Raw genomic sequence first — 20,934 nt, 5'->3', positions numbered from 1 at the left:
ACATTTTCTTTCGTCAAGCCCGCTTTGGAGCTTGACTTTTTATTTGCAGGCTTTATTAAATGATGCTGTTATTATATCCGCAACCACTTTTTTTTGCAAGCCGGGCAGGTTTTTCTAAAACTTTTTATATTGCGAAATACAAGCGGATATGCTATAGTTAATGCTTGCAAAACGTGATTTTGCGTTTTGCATGACATGAAGGATGTGATCTGTTTGAGCTTAACCAATACGCCCAGTGCGAACCGGCTTCATATCGGCATCTACGGCAAACGAAACAGCGGGAAGTCCTCGCTGATCAATGCGATCACCAATCAGCACACCGCGGTCATCTCGGATATTCCCGGCACCACCACCGACCCGGTCTACAAAGCGATGGAAATCAATGGGATCGGCCCCTGCATGCTGATCGACACCGCCGGCTTTGACGACGAGGGCGAGCTTGGCCGGCTGCGCGTCGAGCGCACCCAGGACGCGGTCAAAAAGACCGACGTTGCGATCGTCGTCTTCTGCGACACCGACATTGAACAGGAATCCGCCTGGATTTCGATGCTGCGGGAACACGGGATTCCCGTTATCGCGGTCGTCAACAAGTCGGACATCCTGACCAACGTTTCGGAGATTGCAAAGACGATACACGAGCATTTTTCTCTCTTCCCGGTTGTCGTTTCTGCCAAGGAGCACAGCGGGATCAAAAACGTTGTCGAAGCCGTCATCCGTCAGCTTCCGGAGGATTACGAACGCAAAAGCATCACCGGCGGGCTGGTCGGGCCGGGCGACCTTGTGCTGCTCGTGATGCCGCAGGACATTCAAGCGCCGAAAGGGCGCCTCATCCTGCCGCAGGTGCAGACCATCCGCGATCTGCTCGACAACCACTGCCTCATCATGAGCGTCGCCACCAGCGAGCTCGACGCGGGCCTCGCGGCGCTCGCAAAACCGCCAAAGCTGATTATCACCGACTCCCAGGCTTTTCAGACCGTGTACGAAAAAAAGCCCCCCGAAAGCCTGCTGACCTCCTTCTCGGTTCTGATGGCCGCGGTCAAAGGGGACATCCACGCCTTTGTGGACGGTTCGGCCGCGATCGATTCGCTCACGCCGGACTCCCGCGTGCTGATTGCAGAGGCCTGCACCCACGCGCCGCTCGCCGAAGATATCGGCCGGGTGAAAATTCCGCGGATGCTGCGCAAAAAAGTTGGCGAACAGCTGGGAGTCGACGTGGTGAGCGGCCCGGACTTTCCGGAGGACCTGTCCTGTTACAGTTTGATCATCCATTGCGGCGCCTGCATGTTCAACCGACGTTATGTCCTCTCGCGCATAGAAAAAGCCCGCGCTCAGGGCGTTCCGATCACCAATTACGGCGTGGCGCTCGCAAAGCTCACCGGTATCCTCGACAACATCTCCTATTTTTAATCATCCTGGCAGGCCGTTTGCAGCAAGCGGCCTGCTTTTATGCATTTTCAATAAAAAAGCCGCTTGCAGACGAAGTTCTTTTTCTGCGGACTGTTTTTCTGCGGCGGACAACCCAGCAGGAGAATTCTCCCGCGGCGTCCATCTTTCCAAATCGGTGCAAAGCCCCCAAAAACAGGGCATAAACAGCGCGGCCCTTTCCCGATACGCGGACAGCCTATTCCGCGCTGCACAGGCATTTTGAGCGTGTCACAGGATGCGGGAATGCAGGCATTCCTGCATGTTGAATTTTCGTATAAATTCACATAGAAATTATAAAGATTCCGTATAGAAACCGGGAAAAGCCCTTGACTTTACCGCTTCGACAACATAAACTGTAACACATAGACAAAGATGGAGTATTGTGCAGATTTTTCCGCTTTGTCCGAATTTGAAACTGAAAATTGTATTTGGGAGAGAATGTAAAATGAAAAAAGTCATTGCACTCACACTCGCTTTGATGATGACCCTGGCGCTTGCCGCCTGCGGTTCCTCCGACTCCGGCTCCAGCGCGCCCGCGCCGGCGGCCTCCGCCGCCCCGTCCGGCACAGCTTCTGAACCGGCGGATGCGGACGGCACTTTCACCACCGTTACTGAAGGCAAATTCACAGTCGGTATGGAGTGCGCCTACGCGCCTTTCAACTGGACCCAGCTTGAACAGACTGAAACTGCGGTCGACATCGGCAGCGCCTCCTTCGCGGATGGCTACGACGTTGTTGTCGGCAAATATATCGCGGACAAGCTCGGACTTGAACTGGTCGTCAAACCGATCGCGTGGGAAGGTCTTGAGCCGGCTGTCAACAATGGCGAAATCGACGCGATCATCGCCGGTATGACCGCCACTCCCGAACGGGCTGAAAACGTCGACTTCACCACCCCGTATTATGAGAGCAAGATGGTCATCATCGTGCGCGGGGACAGTGATCTTGTGAATGTCACCGACATTCAGGAGCTCTCCGGCAAAAAGGTGCAGGGCCAGACCAATACCCTCTATGACACGGTCATCGATCAGATTGAAGGCGTCGACCATGTCACTTCCCTGGCCACCTACCCGCTGATGGTCGCCGCGCTGCAGAACAAAGAAGTGGACGCGCTGACTGCGGAGCTTCCGGTCGCCGTGGGCGTTGTAACCAGCAACCCGGATCTCAAATATGTCGAATTTGAACCCGACAAGGGCTTCCAGGCTGACACTTCCGTTTCGATTGCCGTGAAGAAAGGCAATTCCGCACTGCTTGAAGCAGTCCAGGGCGCGCTTGATTCTGCCGACGAGGAAACCCGCCAGCAGTGGATGATCGACGCCACCAACCGTCAGCCTTCCCAGGAATAAGAACATAAAAAGATAGGATTGTTGTGATATGATCGCCTCGGCAATTAAAATCGCAGAAAAGTACTGGCCGATGTTCTGGGCCGGCATCGAAACGACCCTGCTCATCTCTCTGACCGGTACCATCATCGGTTTGGTGATCGGCCTGTTTGTTGGAAGCATCCGCTCGATCTCCGCAAAGATCGAACCGCGCGATACCTTTATGACACGCCTTTCCAAGCGGGTTATCTTTCTCATCACCAGCATCTATGTGGAATTTTTCCGCGGCACGCCGATGATGGTACAGGCTGTTTTCCTCTATTACGGCCTTAAACCGGTCTTCAACTGGAACCCCATCACCGCCGGTATCTGCATCATTTCGATCAACACCGGCGCATACATGGCGGAAATCCTGCGTGCCGGCATCCAGGCCGTCGATGTGGGACAGATCGAAGCCGCTCGCAGTATCGGCATGACCTCGGGACAGACGATGTTCCACGTGGTTTTGCCCCAGGCGATTAAAAACGCTTTCCCCGCCATCGGCAATGAATTCGTTGTCAACATCAAGGATTCGTCGGTACTTAACGCGATCTCGGTAACCGAGTTGTTTTTCCAGTCAAACAAGATCGCGGGCAGTATTTTCAAATATACCGACACATTCCTTGTCACCGCTCTGATCTATCTGGTGCTCACCTTTACCACCACCCGGATTCTACGCCTGATCGAAATCCGTATGAACCGTCCACCGGCCAGCTACCCCACCTCACAGACGGTTCCGGAAGCACGAATCAAGCATAAGCACGCTTAAGGAGGCGCCACGATGTCAGAACATTTGATGGAAATCAAAAACCTGAAAAAGCATTTCGGAAAGCTGGAAGTTTTAAATGACATCCAGTTTTGCATCGATAAGGGCGACGTCATCTGCCTGATCGGCGCGTCGGGCAGCGGGAAATCCACCCTGCTGCGCTGCATCAATGTGCTCGAAACGCCGGATGGCGGTCAGATCCTGCTGCATGGCAGGGATATCCTTACCGGTGAGATCGACGTCAATAAGCACCGCGTCAAAGTCGGTATGGTTTTTCAGTCGTTCAATCTCTTTAATAATATGAGCGTTCTGAAAAACTGCATGATCGGCCAGATGACCGTGCTCAAACGCTCCAAGGAAGAAAGCCAGAAGAAAGCGGAATTCTACCTCAATAAGGTTGGAATGAGCGATTTTGCCGGCGCTTCCCCAGCGCAGCTTTCAGGAGGACAGCGCCAGCGCGTCGCGATTGCGCGCGCACTCTGTATGGACCCTGAAATTCTGCTGTTCGACGAGCCGACTTCGGCGCTCGATCCGGAGATGGTCGGCGACGTGCTGGACGTCATGAAACAGCTTGCGCGTGAAGGGCTGACGATGATCGTCGTCACGCACGAGATGGGCTTTGCCAAGGATGTCGCTTCCCGCGTGGTCTTTATGGACAAAGGCGTAATCGTAGAGGAAGGCCCTCCCGAGCAGGTCTTCAAAAATCCGAAAAATGAACGTACCAGGGAGTTTCTTTCCCGGTACCTTTCGTAAAATTGAAAAAAGGCCCGCATCCATCGGGATGCGGGCCTTTTTTATGCTTTGTAGTTTCTGCTGTCGATCTTTTTCCAGCGCTCGCGCAGGAGATACGCCGCCGCCTTTGGCTGACGATCACGTGTAAAGGCGCCTTTCTTGTTTCCGTCAACCCGCATGATCCCCTCGGATGTCTGGAAATCGGCGAAGTTCCACATCTGCTCGCCAACCACGCTGTCGCATCTGTCGAATACCTCATGCTGCATTTTGAGGTATTCCTCCTGATACTCCTCCGACCACATAACGCTTGGAAGCTTATGGAGTCCAGGCATCGTGTCCGCGCCATATTCGGTGAGGATGATCGGTTTGCCGGTGGAGGACCACTGTTCGAGCTCCTTTTCAAAGTTTTCCCGGGCAATGTCAATGTCCGGGCCGCCATTCACATACCAGCCGTAATACCGATTGAGGCAGATCACATCAGAAAGGTGACTGACTTTACAGCTTCCATATGGTGCCACCATGATATTGGTAAAGGTCATCGGGCGCTTCTGTACGTCGAGCGTACGCGCATAGGAAAAAATCTTCTCAAAGTAATCCTCCGCCTGCGCAAGCGAGGAGTCCGGCTCATTCGCAAGGCACCACATCACCACGCTGGGATGGTTCTTATCCCGCAGAACAAGTTCCCGGATCGCATCTTTATGGTTTTCGATTGTCTCAGTGTGAACAATCTCCCGCTCGAAGAAACGGGATTGTTTGCCGGTGCCCGCGCCAAGAAAGTTCATCAGCTGGTCGAAAAGCCCCACAGCGGGCGTCTCATCGATAACGACCAGCCCTTCCCGGTCGCACAGGCGCATAAACTCCTCCGAATAGGGATAATGTGCTGTGCGGACCGAATTGGCATGAATCCACCGCAGCAACTCGAAATCGCGCAGCATGACCACCGGGTCATATCCCCGACCGTGCATCGCGCAGTCCTCATGCTTGCCGAATCCTTTAAAGTAGAATGGCTTTTTGTTGATAAAGAAACGGTTACCTTTTACTTCGACCGAACGGATACCAACCGGCAGGACATATTCGTCAAGCAGCTCCTCCCCTTCGGCCAGCGTGACCTTAAAATCGTAAAGATAAGCGTTGCCGGGTTCCCAGAGACGCACGTCCTTGATCGCGACTTCACCAGTTTTCCCATGTGCGCTGGCAACCTGATTTCCGGCTTCGTCGAACACTTCAACATTTACGCTGTGTTCGCCTGCAGCTGTGATATCATAACGGATCTTCCCTTCACCATCTGCAAAGTCGGTACTCACCGTGATATCATGGATATGCTCCTTCGGCAGCGCCAGCAGTTTGACCGGACGGTGCAGGCCCGCGTAATTGAAAAAATCAAAGAACGGGGACTGCACTTTTCGCCCGTTCGGCAGGGTTTTCTGCACACCAGTCGGGATGGTGGTGTAGCTCAATTCGTTGTTGACCACAACGACGATCCTGCATCTTTCTCCAAAAGTCACAACTTCATTGAGACGCGCCGAAAATGGCATATAGCCGCCCTGATGCTGCGCGACCTGCACGCCGTTCACCCAAACCACTGCGCTGTGAGTGGCTGAACCAAACCGTAGGACCACTTCGCGGTCCTTCCATTCTTTGGGGATGTAGGTTTCGGTCTGATACCAGACGTCTCCGACATGCTCCCGCAGCTCCTTCTGGGTGAAGATGTCGTTGTAGCTCGACGGCACCGCCATCGGGATGGTCCCGGCAAGCCCGTCCTTCCAGCCAGCCGCACGGCCCTCGTTATGCTTGTCAAGTTTGAATTTCCACAGACCGCAAAGGTCCTTTACCTGCCGCGTTTTGCTCTCAATTGGATATAAAAATGAATTTGTCATCGTTGAAACTCCTTATTCTTCATTGATTTTTTTCAAAATCTCATCCTGTTTTTCTGGTGTAAGATTCCAGATAAACTGATATGCCACAAATGCGATCAGCATACCGATCGCGGGAAATCCCAGCGTCAGGAATTTGATGCCCAGCAGCGTCCCAAAGGTCTGCTCCAGCAGCTTTGCATTGTAACCGACCAGTTCCAGCCCCACCCCCGCCAGAAAGCCCGCAAGTGCCTGACCCATCTTGCGCACAAAGCTGTAAGAACCGTATATCACACCCTCCTGCCGGTTGCCTGTCAGGTACTGGTTATAATCGATGCAGTCCGACACCATCCCCCAGACAAGAGAATTCGGTACATTCATAAAGATTGCCGACAGGAATGAAAGCACAATATAGATCCAGATATTGTCCGGCAGCAGAAACATTGCGCCGAATACGATCCCGGCAATCAAACTTCCCACCGAAGCGGTCTTCTGCAAGCCGAATTTACGCACCAGTTTTGAAAGGAACGGGGCGATGAGCAGCGAAGGCACCATGCTGATAATGGTGGTCACACCCATCAGTTCGAATGCGTTGAGGTTATTTTTGAAGTAAAAAATCAACATCGAGCCGTTGATCATGATGCCGAAGATCATTGAAATCGAAGCAACTGAAACCGCGATAAATGGTCGGTTATGCATAAGCACCTTCAGGTAGGCGAGCAAGTGGATGCCGTCCTCCTCCGGACGGTGCGCCGGAACAGCGGATTTGATGTTTTCGTCGACTGAAAAGTAAGCGATCAGATAGGATACGATCCCAATCGCGCCCATCACAACCATCGAAACCAGATAACCGCGCGCTTCGTCCGCGAAGGCGCTCAGGATGAGCGGCACAAGCATACGCGGCACCAGGTTTCCGACTGTGCCGCCGATCCCGCGCGCCACTGAAAGCGAGGCGCGTTCGGCAGTATCCTGGGTCATGACGGCCGCAAGCGAACCGTATGGGATGTTGACGAAGGTGTACGCCATTCCCCAGACAATATAGGTCGCATACGCCCATACGAGCCGCTGAACCGTAGAAAAACCGGACGGCATGAAAAACATCAGGATTGCCGCCGCCACGACAATCCAGGATCCATGCAGCAGGAACGGTTTAAATTTATCCACCTGTTTTCCTTTGTTTCTGCGCAGCCGGCGTGCAAACAGCTTGTCGGTAATCGCGCCCATGACCGGGTCATTTACCGCGTCCCAAAACCGCGCCACCAGAAAAAGCGTGCCGGCCGCTGCCGCGGAAATCCCCGCCACATCAGTGTAAAAGGACAGCAGGAAGGTCGCTGACATTGCAAATGTCATATTGTTGGCCACATCGCCAAGCATATAGCCAAGTTTATTGCGAAATGTTATTTTTTTCATAGTCCCAATCCTTTATTCGTTTTCAGCAGGATGGTACTATTATTGCGTAATCGGACGCGTTCTATTACAGGAGGATGTAAATTGCTTTCCATCCGCATACAGGTCTTTGGGGGGAAATCTTCCGTTTTAGGAACTTTTTGGATGGTCAATTTTGGTAAAACGCCGCTGTCACTTGAAATAGAGCGTATCTTGCGCTATAATATAGAAAGATTTTTGTACGCTGTTTTGATTGATGGAGGTTATTATGGGCCTTGCAAAAAAATGGAAATCATGGATCGGTTATCCGGAAGACGATTTTTATGAGGATGTTCCCAGCGAGCCAGCCGCGGAATCCGCATGCAAAACCACGGCAAGCGCGGATCCCTTTCAAACTGTCCTTATGAGGCCAACGACCTATCAGGAATCCCTCAAGGCCGCTGATCATCTGGGCGCCAACCGCGCGGTTGTCCTCAACCTTACGGACATGCCTGCGGAGGACACCCGACGCCTGCTCGATTTCCTCGCCGGAGCAGCATACGCGAAAAATGCAAAATTGGAGCGGATCGCCCGCACCACTTATCTGCTCCTCCCTTATTATGCAGATTTCCAGTGCAGTTTTACACAGGACCCCGAGTTTTTCTTTTGACCTTTTCTGAAACAAAGCGGCAAGGACCGGACACGGCCCTTGCCTTTTCTGTTCCAAACAAAATTTGCGAAAACGGAATAAATATGGTACTATATAGACAAATTCCAGGGAAAGAAGGAGCAGCAATATGGATAAAAGCGCATTGGATTTTGTGATTGAAAAGACGCACGAACTCATAAACGCCCCCACATGCAGCAGAGAAACCAAAGCTGCGGCGCAGGACTGGCTGGATGCCGTTGGAACCGAAAAGGAAGCGGCGGAAACGAAAAAATATATCGATGAGCTGGAAGCAGATATTATGCCCATTGACAATTTGATCGGTTTTGCAGAATCCGATGCCGGCTCCCGGTATTTTGGCGCGGACGCCGCAAAAAACATTGCCGCCCATGCAAAGGACATCAAGGCCGCCGGTGCAAATTTCTGCGATTGTCCGGCGTGTATCGCTGTGGCTGCGATTCTCGAAAAAAAGGAGCTCCTTCTCAAATAATTGCGGGAAGGAAAAAGGAATATCCAACTGAAGCAGTTCGTCTGCAAGGCAGTATTACAACTGCTAAAGAACCAAACCGCGGCTGGCAAAATGCCAGCCGCGGTTTCACTTTTAATAAAGGATCGGCGTCCTTTTATCTTCAGGGCTGCCGGTAGCCCAACTTCTGAGAGATTTCTGCCGCTGCCGCACGGATCTCCTCCAAGTAAACGCTCCAGTTGCGCTCCATGCGGGAAGACGCTCCCGAAATACTGATTGAACCCGCTGGGTTCCCATTGAAGTTGAAGATGGGAACCGCGAGGCACCGCAGTCCCTCCTCCGTTTCCTCAAGGTCCTCCGCATACCCGTTTATGCGGGCGTTCGCAATCGCTTCCCTGACCTGTTCCGGACGGGTCAGGGAATGCAGGGTATATTGTTCGAGTTTTACATGGAGCAGATAGTCCTCAATCTCCTCGTCGCTCTTATAGCTGAGCAGGACCTTTCCGCTCGCGGTCCCGTGCGCCGGGATCGTCACCCCGATAGAGGAACCCATATTGGCAATGCTGGTACCTTTCACCTTATCGGCAAACATGGCATTATATCCATTTAGCACCACAAGGTGTACGGTTTCCCCAATCTTGCCGGACAGCTTTACAAGGTACGGGTGCGCATCCCGGATAATGTTCATACGATTCATCACCAGTCTGCTCAGCTGCAGCAGCGCAGTCCCAAGGTAATATTTGGAATTCTCCGGATTTTGTTCCAAAAATCCCGCATACATCAAGGTGGAAACCAGCCGGAAAGCGGTCGACTTTCCAATTTGCATGCGTTTGCTGATCTCACTGATCCCCAGCTCCGGTTCGCTGTCGCTGTAAAGCTTCAATATATCGAGCGCATTTGCAACCGACTGCAAGACCGGTTTTTTTTCATGATCGATCATACTGCACATCCGATCTGCCCTGCGGGCGCAAATTCATTTTGCCGTGTCTTATTTTATCATATTTTCTGAAAAAAAGAAATGGGCGTGCGCGTACCACGTATGACGCGCACGCCCATTGGGCAGTATGTTGATGAAATGTGACGTGGGATATCAGTCTTTGTACCAGGAAGAAGTCTTGAGCACTTCCGGCTCGATCCTGCGTTTGACGAACTCGCCGTCGCCTTTGTCGCCGACCCACTCGTCATCCTTGACGATAATCTTGCCACGCAGGATGGTCATCTCCGGCCAGCCCTGGAAATGCAGGCCTTTGTACGGGGTGTGGTCGCAGTGCATATGCAGCACTTCCGGACCGGTGATGGTCTTTTCCTTGTTCGGGTCAACGATGACGATGTCCGCGTCCGCGCCCGGGGTAAGCTCGCCCTTTTTACCCATCATGCCGAAAATCTTTGCCGCGCCGTAGCTGTTTGCAAAGACCAGCTGCTCCCAGGTAATCTTCCCTTCGCTAACGCCGTTTATCAGGGTCGGCAGCTTGAGCTCGATGCCGGGCGCGCCGTTGCAAACCTTGGTAAAGTCATGGATAAACTTTCCATCAGGGCCTTTTTCAAGCCGCATAGATTTTTCCGCGATGGTAAAAGGCGCATGGTCGGAACCAGTACAGTAAATCGCCTTTTTGCTGAGCGCTTCCCACAGCTTGTTCTGGTCCTCTTTTTTGCGCAGCGGCGGGCTGAGCAGGTTGAGATATCCGTCGTCGCCCGTGAAGATCTCGTCTGTCAGGCGCAGATAATGCGCGCAGGTCTCAGCATAGACCGGGCGTCCCTCCGCCTGCGCGTCCATCAGCATCTGGGCGCCTTCCTTGGTGGACATGTGATAGATATACATTGCGGTGTCACAGCTGCGCGCCAGTGTGATTGCGCGCTGGATTGCCTCATATTCCACAAGATTCGGTTTTGTTGTGGCGTGCGCCATCCAGTCGACATCGCCCCGCTCGATCGCTTTTGCAACGTTATAGTCCGCGATCGCACAGTTTTCGGCATGGACGCCCACAAGGCCGCCATATTTTGTAGCTTCCTTGATGAGGTCGAGAAGCATACCGTCGTCCATCATCATCTTCTCTTTCGCGTAAACCATGTACACCTTAAACGACGCAAGGCCCAGATCGATCACATCTTTGACCTGCTCGAGGATCGCATCGCTCATCTCTTTGAGGCAGCAGTGGAAGCTGAAATCGATGACGATGCCGCGGTCAAGCGCTTTTTTGATGCGGCCCTGTGCAAACTCGTACGGCAGGCTGCCCGGGTCAGTGATCGAGAAGTCCATCATGGTAGTGGTTCCACCGCAAGCGGCCGCAATCGAACCGGTGTAGAAATCATCGCCGCCGCAGCAGCCCTGGAACGGATTTTCATGATGGGTGTGCGTGTCGATGCCGCCGGGAATCACAAATTTTCCCTTCGCGTCGATCTCCTTGTCGCCCTTCATATCGCCCAGATAACCGACCGCGAAAATTTTTCCGTCTTTAACGGCGACATCTGCAATCTGCCTGCCTTTGTGGGATACGACCGTGCCGTTTCTGATAATGAGATCCATGATTCATCCTCCCTTGTCCTTATTAATTAATGTGATGTCATCTTCCGATGGCAGCGCTACGAACCGAACTTACGCCTTAACCTTCGCGTCATGGCTTTTATAGATGATCGGATACAGGATCATGTAAACGACCAGACCGATCGGCATGGCAACCAGCCAGGAAAGGCTGTTAAAGATAATGCCGAAGATTCCGCCAATACCGACCGCGATAAGCGCCGCGAGATTCCAGCCGTTTGTAAAGCGGTATTTGGTGTTATTTTCTTTATAGAGCTCGTCGATATCGAGGGTCTGTTTACGGATGAAGAAATAATCCGCCAGCATGACGCCAAGCACCGGACCAAGGAATGCGGAATATGCGTTGATGAGCCCGAAGAACCCCTGGCTGTTGAAGAGCAGCCACGGACAGGTGACGACGCCAAGCACGCCGACGATCACACAGGAGGTTTTCCATCCGATCTTCGGGACAAAATCCATCAGCGTGAGCGCTGGAGGCAGAACATTCATCGTCAGGTTTGTGGTAATCTGCGCGAGCGCGATAAAGATCAGAATCAGCATCGCGGTAGCGGTATTCGGGGCGATCTTGACCAGGGCTTTGACCGGGTCCCACTCGCCAACCGCCGCGCCGGACATGATGCCCAAGCCAACGAGGAAAGCGTTTGAAATCGGAATACCTGCGAGATGGCCGATCCAGTTGACCTTCTGGCTGTTTTTGAGATAACGGGTCAGATCCGAGTTGTTTACCGAACTGGTGAACACCGCGCCGACCAGCGCGACAACCGAAGTGATGAACGGCATGCCCCAGCTTCCTGCCGAGGTCCAATTTGCGGTGAGCTGATCGCCGAAATTCTGGGAAATGCTGATCATCATATAGCCCATGATCAGAACGATGATAATCGCCATTGAGCTTTCGAACCATTTGATCGACTGAATACCGGAGGCCGCCAGAATTACCTGGAGAATCTGGAAAATAAAGAAGTAAACCATGGTGTTTCCAAATCCGAACATTGTCTGGGTGACCATTGCGATCGCATCCGCCCCAATCCAGGTGGCGATGCCGAACCAGAACAGAGCTGGAACTCCGCGCAGGAGGGTCGCGATCTTGCTCCCTTTGACGCCAAAGGATGAACGGGAATGGATCGCAAAGGGAATGCCGTATTTGAGCCCAGCCGAACCGTTCAGCGAGAAGAAAATTGCCAGGGTAAGGCTTGCGACAACCATCGCGGTCAGCGCCTGAAAGATATTCAGCCCGCCCACCGGCGGAAGCATGCTCTGTCCGAGCATGAATCCCTGGATGACAATGACCGACGACCACCACATCAGCATATAGCTGACGGTTCCAAATAACCGCCTGTCATCGGGGACTCTGGTTAGGTCTACCTTGTGTTCCGCCTGTTTGCTCATTCCAATGCCTCCTCTACATTTGTCAGTGCCTCTTTTCTGTTTGTCCGATCTGTTTTCCGGCATACGGCGCCGGGGTTGGGTCACTCCTTATATCCGAGCAGGCGCATCGCCAGCACAGCATAGATTTTTGCGCACTCAACCACTTCCCTGACATCAATGTTTTCATCCGGAGTGTGCCCCACCGAAGCGACGCCTGGGCCGATGAGTACAGTGGGAATGCCACGCACGGAAAAATACCGTCCGTCGCTCGACTGCTTATAGCCGACCGGCTGATCATTTCTACCGAATTCCGAGACCACCGCGAGTGATTTTTTCACCAGCTCCTCATCCGGGCTTGTGCGCAGGGACGGCGAATAGTTTACGCATTCAAAAGTGATGTCCGCTTCCGGGTCCTCCGCTTTGTATTCATCCAGCAATTTTTGCAGTTCATTCTCCACAAATTCCAGGCTCTCTTCCGCAAGCATCCTGCGGTCGAGCATCACTGTGCAGATGTCAGAAACGACGTTCACCTTGGGGCCGCCTTCAATCGTACCAATATTATAGGTGGCTGGCGGGGTCAGCGGATCGATATGCCGGGGGAGTTCTTCCTTATAATATTGTTCCACTTTATGGAGGAACCCCACCATTTTGCTGATGGCGTTCACGCCGTCCCAAGGGGTGCTGGCATGCGCGGTTTTGCCTTTCGAAGTGATCTTGAACCAAACCAGTCCCTTGTGTACGATCGCAACCTCGTTGGTTGTGATTTCCCCGACAACCACCATATCCGGCTTGAGATAGCCGTTTTCGAGCAGATACTTCGCGCCGTTCTCCCCGCCGGTCTCCTCGTCCGCCACCGGGTTCACGGTCATCCGCCCCTTCAGATCGATACCGCAGCGCCTAAGCGCGCACATCGCCATGACCATTGCAGCCACGCCGCCCTTGTCGTCCGCGCAGCCGCGGCCATACATGATGTTCCCATGCAGCGGCTCGTTGAAGGGGTCAGTCGTCCATTTTTGCAGGTCTCCAACCGGCACCGTGTCAATGTGCGCATTGAACAGCAGGTTCTGTTTGCCTTCACCGATGGTCGCAAGGAGACTTTTATGCACTTCGTTCGAAACGATCTCCTGACAGGGAATCCGGTACTCGCCCAGCTTATCAAGAATCACCTGCGCCGCGCCGCGGGTGTCTCCCGGCGGATTGACGCTCTCCTTTGAGACAAGGTCCTGCAGAAGCCGGATGATATCGTCCCGTTTTTCCTCCAGATAATCGCACACCTGTTTTTCTTTGCCGTTCATCTTGTCACCCCATTCTCAGATTCGATCCGCCGGTTACGGCTGCAGCCTTTTATTTCGCGGCTTTTTTGGCTGCCTTTGCCGCGCGGATGCGGCCCCAGGACATTTCGAGCGCCGCTTCGTTGGTTGTGATTCCCCTGGTGCGGGCGATCTGGTCGACCTCGTGGACATTGCTGGTAACGATCTCGATTTTTTTGAACGCCTCATCATAGGTCAGATGGAACATTTCCGCTGTTCCCATCGTAACGCCGCCACAGGAGACGATAAAGTCCGGGATGAAATAGATATCCCGTTTCGCAAGCAGCACCGCGTCGGAGTCCTTGAGCAGCTGGTTGTTGGCCGGGCCGACCACAAGCTTCGCCGTCAGGCGGGGGATGGTATTTTCATTGATCGAACCGCCGAAGGCCGCAGGCGTAAAGATGTCACAGTCGACGTCGTAGATGTCGTCCGGCGCAACCGCCTTGACGCCGTATTCCTTCACCGCGTTTTCAACACGGGCGGTGTTTACGTCGGTAACGGTGACATCCGCGCCCGCCTTGGTCAGAAGCCCGCACAGCTGGGTGCCGACGTTCCCAACGCCCTGTAGCGCAACCTTCACGCCAGAGAGGTCGGTAATGCCCATTTTGATCTCCGCGCCGGCCTTGATTCCCAAGAAAGCGCCGTAGGCGGTCGGCAGAGACGGGTCGCCGAGGCCATAGGGGTTTTCGGTCCCGCCCATGGCATATTTGGTGTGCCGGCAGATGAGGTTGAGGTCGTCTACCGACATGCCCACATCCTCCGCAGTCCAGTAGATGCCGCCGAGCGATTCGATTGCCTCCGCAAAAGCGATCAGCAGTTCCGGGGTTTTCTCCGTGAAGGGGTCGGCGATGATCACGCTTTTTCCGCCGCCCACACCGAGGTTCGCCGCCGCATTTTTCAGGCTCATGCCGCGGGACAGACGCATCACATCGAACAGTGCCTCCTCGTCGGTTGCGTATTTGCGCATCCGGCAGCCTCCTACCGCAGGACCCAGCGCGGTGCTGTGGACACCGATGATTGCACGCAGATTGACATCGGGCTCGTAGCAATACACAATTTTTTCATGGCCGTATTCGGCAATGGTATCAAACATAATTTCTTCCTCCGACTATATAAAAGTATTCTTTTTATCATCCGATGATGATGCGCGCATCCAATATATTGATCCCCTGCTCCTGCGCTTTGACCGGATTGAGATCGATCTCCTGGATCATCGGGTTCTCCGCGGCAAGCCGGCCGAGGCTCACCAGCAGGTTTACCATTGCGCCGATATCCTTCGGGCTATCCCCGCGCATACCGCAAAGCATCTTGTAGGCTTTGGTCTCGCGGATCATATCCTCCGCGTCCTGCTCCCGCAGCGGCGCGATGCGGAAGCTCACGTCCTTGAGCAGTTCAACCAGGATGCCGCCGCTGCCAAACATGATCGACGGGCCGAACTGCGGGTCCTTCACCATGCCCGCGATCACCTCCACGCCGCCATTCACCATTGGCGCAAGGATGACCCCTTTCATTTCAGCGTCCGGCTTAAGCGAGAGCACATGGGCAATCAGTTTATCGTATTCCTCCTCGACCTGCGTGCGGTTTTGCAGGTTGAGCTTCACCGCGCCGTAATCGCTCTTATGGATGATCTGTGGAGAAACAATCTTCATGACGAGCGGATATCCAATTTCATCGGCCAGTTTTCCAGCCTCCGCACGGCTCTTCGCCCATCCAAACTTTCCGACCGGAATCCCGTAATCCCGAAGCAGATTCATCGCTTCCGGCTCAAGCAGGTTGCGGCCCTCTTCATGCGCCTGTTTTACCAGCGGATGCGGATTTTCCGCTTCGCTGCCGCGGGTAAAACGCACCTCACCCAGATTTCGGGAAGCACGGATCAGGTCGCCCATCGCCTGTGCCGCCTGATTCGGCGTGTCAAACGTCGGAATGCCGTTCTCCTCCAGGTAAGCGCGGGCCTCAGCCATCGCTTCTCCCTTGAACAGGCAGAGGAACACTGGTTTTTGATACGCTTTGATGACTGGGACAAGCCCCTTGACCACTTCGAGGGCGGGCAGGAAGGTCGGCGGGAGCGAAATCATGATCACGCCGTCAGTCTGATCGTCCTCGAGCACGGCGCGCAGCGCCTCCTCGTGCTCCTTTTCCATCGCGGCGGCCGACATGTCGACATAGCCGTTGGGTTTGCAGACCATCGCCATCTCCGGCAGACACTCCACCAGCCGGTCGCGGGTCGCCTCGGACATCGGGGCCAGTTCGGCCACGCCGCCCGCAACCAGCGCGTCCATACAGATGATTCCCGGTCCCCCCGCTTCGGTCAGGACCGCCACACGGTTGCCCTTCATCTTCTTGCAGAAAGAGATCGCTTTCATCGCATTGGTAAGCTCCTCCACATCCTGCACACGCACGATACCGCACTGTTTAAAGGCGCTTTCGTAGATGGCATCCGACCCTGCCAGGCTGCCAGTATGCGACTGTGCCGCGCGAGAGCCGAGTTCGGTGCGGCCCACCTTGAGAACCAGGACCGGCTTTTTACAAGTGATCTGGGCGGCGGTTTCCATGAGCTCACGCCCATCCCGCACACTCTCCATATAACCTGCAATCGCATCGATCGCGTCGTCTGATCCGAAATACCGCAGCACTTCGATGTTGGTCACGTCGGACATATTGCCCATATGAGCCCATTTGTTAAAGCCCATCGGGACCGGCTGCTCGCCCGCAAAGACGACCAGCGTTCCGCCCAGCGCGCCCGACTGGGAAAAATAGGCGGCATTCCCAAGCCGCATTTTCACGCCTGGCGCAAACGAGGTGTTGATCCCGTTTTCCGCGTTCATAATGCCATTGCAGTTCGGCCCGAACAGACGAATGCCCTTCTCCCTGCAAATTTCCGCGATCTCCTTTTGCCATGCGACCCGTTCAGGGATCGCAGTTTCGGCAAAGCCGGCGGAAATGATAATCGCGCCTTTGATATCGTCCCGCTCCCGGGCCTGATAGAACACTTCGCGTACAAATTTAGCCCCAATGCCGATGACCAGAAGGTCGACCTTCTCGTGAATATCCTTCAGCGCCGGATAACATTTGAGGCCCTGAACTTCGCTCTCCTTGGGGTTTATCGGATAAATTCTGCCTTTGTACCCGTCTTTCAGCATGTTATGTATTACATGGTAGGACGCTTTGCTCGGATGGTTGGACGCGCCGACCACCGCGACTGAATCCGGGTAAAAGAGGCAATCCAAATCATGCGCTCTCATCCAATCCTCCTCTTACTGATAGAGTTTTTCCAGACGTTCCAGCTCGTCGCAATTTTTTGCGACCTGCTCTCCGAGATAACGGATGTCGTCATCCGACATGCCCCTGAACCTCTTTTGGATCTTCAGGTATTCCTCGATCGGCTTGCGGTTTGCGACATTCTTTGTGATATGAACCTTTCCGTCCTCAATTTCATAAAGGGCCCATGCGCCGGTATCAACTGCGAGCTTCGCGATCTTGACGGTATCCTCGGGTTTATAGCCCCATCCGGTCGGGCAGGGAGCGCAGACATGCAGATAAGCCATTCCTTTGACGTTCTTGGCCTTCTTCACCTTTCGTTTCAGGTCGTCCAGATAGCCGACCGACGCACTTGCCGCATATGGGATCTTATGCGCTTTCGCAATCATCATCATATCCTTGGGCATTCCTTTTTTACCCGCTGGGGTCGTGGTAGTCCATGCGTGATAGGAAGTGGACCCCGATCCCTGGATACCGGTATTCATGTACGCCTCGTTGTCATAACAGACATAGATAATATTTTCATTGCGTTCCATCGCGCCGGAAAGTGCCTGCAGCCCGATATCGACCGTGGCGCCGTCACCCGCGAAACCAAGCACATGGACATCCTCGATCCCCTGCACGCGCAAGCCGCGGCTGATGCCCGCCGCATAGGCCGCTGTGTTTTCCAGATTTCCCTGGAAACCTGGAATTTTGAGGGCCGTTTCATAGGAACATCCGGAAAAAACGGCGGAACATCCCGGCGGGATTACGATAATGGTGCGCGGGCCAAGCTCTTCAACCACCGTGCGGATAACAAATTCAAGGCCGCATCCATGACAGGTGCTGACGCCATGCGCTACCAGGCCCTTCGATACTGTCTCTATTTGATACATCAGTCATTTCCTCCAATCTTGCGGCGCAGCTCGTTGTAATCCGCCCGTACGTCGACCCATACCTGCTCATCCGCATCGGCTCTGCCTTCATGGACCGCATAAAGATGATCAAACGCCTTTTTGATCGTCGCGACCGAAATATCGCGGCCTCCGAGACCGCCAACCAGCGAAGTGATGCTTCCACCGCAATCCCCGGCCGCAGCCTTCACTTCCACATAGACCGGCGCGCCCTGCGCACCGAGACCCGCGCTCCTGTCGAGAACACCGATGGTGGGAACATTTTTCAACGCCTCCCGCACCATCTCATGCGGGAACGGTCGGAAAAATACCAACCGCAGCACGCCGACTTTTTTGCCTTCTTCGCGCAGCATATCAACCGTATGTTTAGCTGTTCCAGACATTGAGCCGATGGTCACCAGCGCCACATCCGCGTCATCGCAGCGGTAAGCTTCCACTATATGAAGCTTGCGGCCGAACGCCTGCTCAAATTCCTCCATGATCGCGGGAGCCACCGCCTTGGCCGCATCAAATCCATCCTTCTGCTGACGGCGCATCTCCCCGAACTCCGAGGAGGGAGTCAGATTGTTGATGAACATGGGATTGTTCACATCGAGATAGGTATTTTTGCTGATATAGGCGGGCAGGAAGGAATCCACCGTTTCCTGATCCGGGATCATTGCGATTTCCGCTGTATGCGAGAGGAAAAATCCGTCCTGGCATACCATTGCGGGAAGCAGGACATCCTCGTGTTCCGCAAGCTTGTAGGCGTAGATCATGTAATCGAAAACTTCCTGGACACTTTCCGCATAAATCTGAATCCAGCCCGAATCGCGTTCTGCCATCGCGTCCTGATGATCGCACCAGAGGCTCCACGGGGCGACCAGCGCACGATTGATGATACCCATGACAATCGGTACGCGGCAGCCCGCCGCAATGCCGAGGACTTCGTGCATCAGCGCCAGGCCGACCGATGAAGTCGCGGTGCATGCGCGCACACCGGTCAGCTGTGCGCCGATTGCGCAGGAAAGGGCCGTATGTTCCGATTCCACGCGGATGTATTCCGCTTTGAGGGAATCATCCGCGACATATTCGCTCAATTTTTCCGCGACCGGGCTCTGCGGCGTGATCGGATAGGCAGAAATCACACCGACCCTGGCGCGTTTCATGGCTTCCACCATCGCCATATTTCCATCGAGTAATTTACGTGCACCCATCCTTATTCCCCCCCTTTGCCAATCTCTGTCATTGCGATGCAGTCCTTCGGGCAGACCTGAGAACAGATCCCGCAGCCCTTGCAGAACCGCAGATCCACTGTGAACGGCGTTTCCCGGTCGACCTGGATGATCGCCAGAGGACAATGTTTCTGGCAGATGCCGCAGCGGATACATTTTTCATCATCTGCCACCGGTGTCAGGATTCTCCATGCCCCAGTGTCCACATCTGTGACATGGGTGGCAACCGGTCCAAAATAAATCTTACGCTTCACGGACTGCGTCGTGGCATTCTCTTGCTGCTTTAACATTTCTGCCGTCCTCCCCTTCCTTGAAGAATTCCTGAATGGATTTTTCCACAGCGCCGATCTCCACGATCCCCAGCGCGGCAAAGGCACCCGCCATCGCAGTATTGGGAATGTCACGCCCAATATTGCGAAGCGCGGCGTGTTCAGCGTCCACGATATAGGTTTTATTCGGGCGACCTTTCATGTAATCCGGGATCTCAGGCGCGTTAAAGACAAAGACGGTATCGTCGTCCACGCCCTCAAACAGATCCACATGCCGTTCCGGCAGCGAAACGTCGAACACCATGACATAGTCCGGATCATATACAAACGACTTTGTGGGGATTGCTTCATCGCTGAGGATCAAGCTGGTGTTCACCGGGGCGCCTCTGCGTTCATGTCCGTATGCGGGGATGGTCTGCGCGAACTTTCCCTGGTTGATCGCATAGGCATACGCCATGATCTTTCCGCAGGTCACAACACCCTGTCCTCCCAATCCATAAATTTTTACCTGAATCAATTTGCTTCCTCCTTTTGTTCTTTTATACGGAACATCATTCTTTTATATGGCATTTTGTGCTTTCATGTTATTCTTTCAGGCTGGCAAAGTCAATAGATTTTTTTTATTTTGCTAATTTTTTCCGTTATGACAGGTTTATTTTTGATAAATTTGTGCAATGCTACAAAAAGCGGCCCTGGCAGGAATTTTCCTGCCAGGGCCGCTTATATTCTGTTTTGTATGGCAAAAAGAGAAGGCTTCCGCCTTCCCCATTCACTCTGGCGCCGCAATGCTTTCCCAGAACATCGACCAGGCCATCTCCACCTTCTGCCGGTATTCGGTGACCGTATAGAACAGGCTTTTTGCCATCAGCCCGTCCAGTACATAGAAAAACATGTCTATGATGTTTTCCACCGGATAGCCGCGCAGCTCCCCATTCTGCTGCGCTTCCAGGATCGTCGCAGAAAGCATCTTTTTGACGTCGTTTTCAAAATCAAAAAAGATCGGCAGCGTTTCGCTCTTGAGCTCGCTTGGTGGAAACATCGTCGCCCGGAAGAAACCCAGCGACTCGCTTCTGCAGATGCACTTGAATATCTTTTTCATCTTCTCCGAGCATTTCAGCCGGTCGTCTTCGTAAGTCTCCCGAATCTGCGCGAGTGTGCGGTCATGCGTCTGTTGGTAGATCATTAAAAACAATTCCGCCTTACTCGCAAAATGCGCATAGACGGAAGCTTTGCGGATTCCGGTTTCCTCCGCAATCTGGGAAAGCGAAGTATAATCATAGCCATATTTTGCGAAAAGCTTCTCAGCCACCGCAATCAGTTTATCTCTTGTCATGAAAAATTTCCAAACCTTTTTGATCGAATAAACCATCTTGATTGTTTTTATTCTAAGCTTTCCCACTTCTTATGTCAAGCTTTTTAAATTTCACACCGGAAAATTATTTGTATATTTTT

At 53.5% G+C, this 20,934-nt stretch carries 19 protein-coding genes; 6 read left to right on the top strand and 13 right to left on the bottom strand.

From position 1 onward, the window contains the following. The first annotated feature begins 213 nt into the window (after positions 1–213). From hydF to DWV16_RS07360, 4 genes are all read left to right on the top strand, one after another. Positions 214–1,407 carry a [FeFe] hydrogenase H-cluster maturation GTPase HydF gene (gene hydF, locus DWV16_RS07375; protein WP_066459705.1) on the top strand — a complete coding sequence of 398 codons (1,194 nt, stop codon included), beginning with the start codon at positions 214–216 and terminating at the stop codon, positions 1,405–1,407. Between the two features lie 463 nt (positions 1,408–1,870). Beyond that, on the top strand, positions 1,871–2,770 hold the full coding sequence (locus tag DWV16_RS07370; protein WP_066460498.1) for a transporter substrate-binding domain-containing protein: 900 nt from the start codon (positions 1,871–1,873) through the stop codon (positions 2,768–2,770). A 28-nt stretch (positions 2,771–2,798) separates the two neighbouring features. After that, a complete protein-coding gene (locus DWV16_RS07365; RefSeq protein ID WP_066459707.1) occupies positions 2,799–3,554 on the top strand; it encodes an amino acid ABC transporter permease in 756 nt (251 codons plus the stop codon). A 12-nt stretch (positions 3,555–3,566) separates the two neighbouring features. Next, a complete protein-coding gene (locus DWV16_RS07360; protein ID WP_066459709.1) occupies positions 3,567–4,304 on the top strand; it encodes an amino acid ABC transporter ATP-binding protein in 738 nt (245 codons plus the stop codon). Between the two features lie 41 nt (positions 4,305–4,345). Here DWV16_RS07360 and uidA read toward each other — a convergent pair whose 3' ends face one another. Beyond that, the gene (uidA, locus tag DWV16_RS07355; protein WP_118478497.1) at positions 4,346–6,160 is read right to left on the bottom strand and encodes a beta-glucuronidase; all 1,815 of its coding nucleotides are present in this window, start codon (positions 6,158–6,160) and stop codon (positions 4,346–4,348) included. 12 nt (positions 6,161–6,172) lie between these two features. Then, positions 6,173–7,546, bottom strand: a complete 1,374-nt coding sequence (locus DWV16_RS07350) for an MFS transporter (protein ID WP_066459712.1) — start codon at positions 7,544–7,546, stop codon at positions 6,173–6,175. A gap of 244 nt (positions 7,547–7,790) precedes the next feature. Here DWV16_RS07350 and DWV16_RS07345 point away from each other — a divergent pair, with 244 nt between their 5' ends. Continuing rightward, positions 7,791–8,171 carry a cell division protein SepF gene (locus DWV16_RS07345; RefSeq protein ID WP_066459714.1) on the top strand — a complete coding sequence of 127 codons (381 nt, stop codon included), beginning with the start codon at positions 7,791–7,793 and terminating at the stop codon, positions 8,169–8,171. Between the two features lie 127 nt (positions 8,172–8,298). Beyond that, positions 8,299–8,658, top strand: coding sequence for a molecular chaperone Hsp90 (locus tag DWV16_RS07340; RefSeq protein WP_066459716.1), 360 nt, complete (start codon positions 8,299–8,301; stop codon positions 8,656–8,658). 139 nt (positions 8,659–8,797) lie between these two features. Here the strand turns inward: DWV16_RS07340 and DWV16_RS07335 are convergent, their stop codons facing one another. The 11 genes from DWV16_RS07335 to DWV16_RS07285 form a co-directional block, all read right to left on the bottom strand. Further along, positions 8,798–9,574 carry an IclR family transcriptional regulator gene (locus tag DWV16_RS07335; RefSeq protein ID WP_066459718.1) on the bottom strand — a complete coding sequence of 259 codons (777 nt, stop codon included), beginning with the start codon at positions 9,572–9,574 and terminating at the stop codon, positions 8,798–8,800. 150 nt (positions 9,575–9,724) lie between these two features. Beyond that, positions 9,725–11,158, bottom strand: coding sequence for a dihydropyrimidinase (gene hydA, locus DWV16_RS07330; protein WP_118478495.1), 1,434 nt, complete (start codon positions 11,156–11,158; stop codon positions 9,725–9,727). A gap of 69 nt (positions 11,159–11,227) precedes the next feature. Beyond that, the gene (locus DWV16_RS07325) at positions 11,228–12,559 is read right to left on the bottom strand and encodes an NCS1 family transporter (protein ID WP_158572812.1); all 1,332 of its coding nucleotides are present in this window, start codon (positions 12,557–12,559) and stop codon (positions 11,228–11,230) included. 80 nt (positions 12,560–12,639) lie between these two features. Then, the gene (locus tag DWV16_RS07320; protein WP_118478491.1) at positions 12,640–13,833 is read right to left on the bottom strand and encodes a M20 family metallopeptidase; all 1,194 of its coding nucleotides are present in this window, start codon (positions 13,831–13,833) and stop codon (positions 12,640–12,642) included. Between the two features lie 49 nt (positions 13,834–13,882). Continuing rightward, positions 13,883–14,941 (bottom strand): Glu/Leu/Phe/Val dehydrogenase dimerization domain-containing protein, encoded by a 1,059-nt coding sequence (locus tag DWV16_RS07315; protein WP_118478489.1) that lies wholly within the window; start codon positions 14,939–14,941, stop codon positions 13,883–13,885. 37 nt (positions 14,942–14,978) lie between these two features. Then, positions 14,979–17,090, bottom strand: a complete 2,112-nt coding sequence (locus DWV16_RS07310; protein WP_118478487.1) for an acetate--CoA ligase family protein — start codon at positions 17,088–17,090, stop codon at positions 14,979–14,981. Between the two features lie 12 nt (positions 17,091–17,102). Continuing rightward, positions 17,103–17,981 carry a thiamine pyrophosphate-dependent enzyme gene (locus DWV16_RS07305; protein ID WP_066459728.1) on the bottom strand — a complete coding sequence of 293 codons (879 nt, stop codon included), beginning with the start codon at positions 17,979–17,981 and terminating at the stop codon, positions 17,103–17,105. Beyond that, positions 17,981–19,195 carry a transketolase C-terminal domain-containing protein gene (locus tag DWV16_RS07300; protein ID WP_118478485.1) on the bottom strand — a complete coding sequence of 405 codons (1,215 nt, stop codon included), beginning with the start codon at positions 19,193–19,195 and terminating at the stop codon, positions 17,981–17,983. Before DWV16_RS07300 ends, DWV16_RS07305 begins: the two co-directional genes overlap by 1 nt. 2 nt (positions 19,196–19,197) lie before the next feature. Beyond that, entirely contained in the window at positions 19,198–19,503 is a 306-nt protein-coding gene (locus tag DWV16_RS07295) for a 4Fe-4S binding protein (RefSeq protein ID WP_066459731.1), read from the bottom strand. Beyond that, positions 19,457–19,999, bottom strand: a complete 543-nt coding sequence (locus tag DWV16_RS07290; RefSeq protein WP_118478483.1) for a 2-oxoacid:acceptor oxidoreductase family protein — start codon at positions 19,997–19,999, stop codon at positions 19,457–19,459. Before DWV16_RS07290 ends, DWV16_RS07295 begins: the two co-directional genes overlap by 47 nt. A gap of 252 nt (positions 20,000–20,251) precedes the next feature. Next, positions 20,252–20,815, bottom strand: a complete 564-nt coding sequence (locus DWV16_RS07285; protein ID WP_158572811.1) for a TetR/AcrR family transcriptional regulator — start codon at positions 20,813–20,815, stop codon at positions 20,252–20,254. Between the last annotated feature and the right edge of the window lie 119 nt (positions 20,816–20,934).

Origin of the sequence: Anaerotruncus sp. AF02-27 (assembly GCF_003465835.1) — a bacterium.
In the GTDB taxonomy this organism is placed as follows: domain Bacteria; phylum Bacillota; class Clostridia; order Oscillospirales; family Ruminococcaceae; genus Anaerotruncus; species Anaerotruncus rubiinfantis.
This window is presented reverse-complemented; position numbering and strand designations above follow the sequence as displayed.

Bases quoted from the DNA above. Each gene is read 5' to 3' on its own strand.
- DWV16_RS07370 (WP_066460498.1), top strand. From the start codon at position 1,871: ATGAAAAAAGTCATTGCACTCACACTCGCTTTGATGATGACCCTGGCG.
- DWV16_RS07365 (WP_066459707.1), top strand. From the start codon at position 2,799: ATGATCGCCTCGGCAATTAAAATCGCAGAAAAGTACTGGCCGATGTTC.
- DWV16_RS07360 (WP_066459709.1), top strand. From the start codon at position 3,567: ATGTCAGAACATTTGATGGAAATCAAAAACCTGAAAAAGCATTTCGGA.
- uidA (WP_118478497.1), bottom strand. From the start codon at position 6,160: ATGACAAATTCATTTTTATATCCAATTGAGAGCAAAACGCGGCAGGTA.
- DWV16_RS07350 (WP_066459712.1), bottom strand. From the start codon at position 7,546: ATGAAAAAAATAACATTTCGCAATAAACTTGGCTATATGCTTGGCGAT.
- DWV16_RS07345 (WP_066459714.1), top strand. From the start codon at position 7,791: ATGGGCCTTGCAAAAAAATGGAAATCATGGATCGGTTATCCGGAAGAC.
- DWV16_RS07340 (WP_066459716.1), top strand. From the start codon at position 8,299: ATGGATAAAAGCGCATTGGATTTTGTGATTGAAAAGACGCACGAACTC.
- DWV16_RS07335 (WP_066459718.1), bottom strand. From the start codon at position 9,574: ATGATCGATCATGAAAAAAAACCGGTCTTGCAGTCGGTTGCAAATGCG.
- hydA (WP_118478495.1), bottom strand. From the start codon at position 11,158: ATGGATCTCATTATCAGAAACGGCACGGTCGTATCCCACAAAGGCAGG.
- DWV16_RS07325 (WP_158572812.1), bottom strand. From the start codon at position 12,559: ATGAGCAAACAGGCGGAACACAAGGTAGACCTAACCAGAGTCCCCGAT.
- DWV16_RS07320 (WP_118478491.1), bottom strand. From the start codon at position 13,833: ATGAACGGCAAAGAAAAACAGGTGTGCGATTATCTGGAGGAAAAACGG.
- DWV16_RS07315 (WP_118478489.1), bottom strand. From the start codon at position 14,941: ATGTTTGATACCATTGCCGAATACGGCCATGAAAAAATTGTGTATTGC.
- DWV16_RS07310 (WP_118478487.1), bottom strand. From the start codon at position 17,090: ATGAGAGCGCATGATTTGGATTGCCTCTTTTACCCGGATTCAGTCGCG.
- DWV16_RS07305 (WP_066459728.1), bottom strand. From the start codon at position 17,981: ATGTATCAAATAGAGACAGTATCGAAGGGCCTGGTAGCGCATGGCGTC.
- DWV16_RS07300 (WP_118478485.1), bottom strand. From the start codon at position 19,195: ATGGGTGCACGTAAATTACTCGATGGAAATATGGCGATGGTGGAAGCC.
- DWV16_RS07295 (WP_066459731.1), bottom strand. From the start codon at position 19,503: ATGTTAAAGCAGCAAGAGAATGCCACGACGCAGTCCGTGAAGCGTAAG.
- DWV16_RS07285 (WP_158572811.1), bottom strand. From the start codon at position 20,815: ATGACAAGAGATAAACTGATTGCGGTGGCTGAGAAGCTTTTCGCAAAA.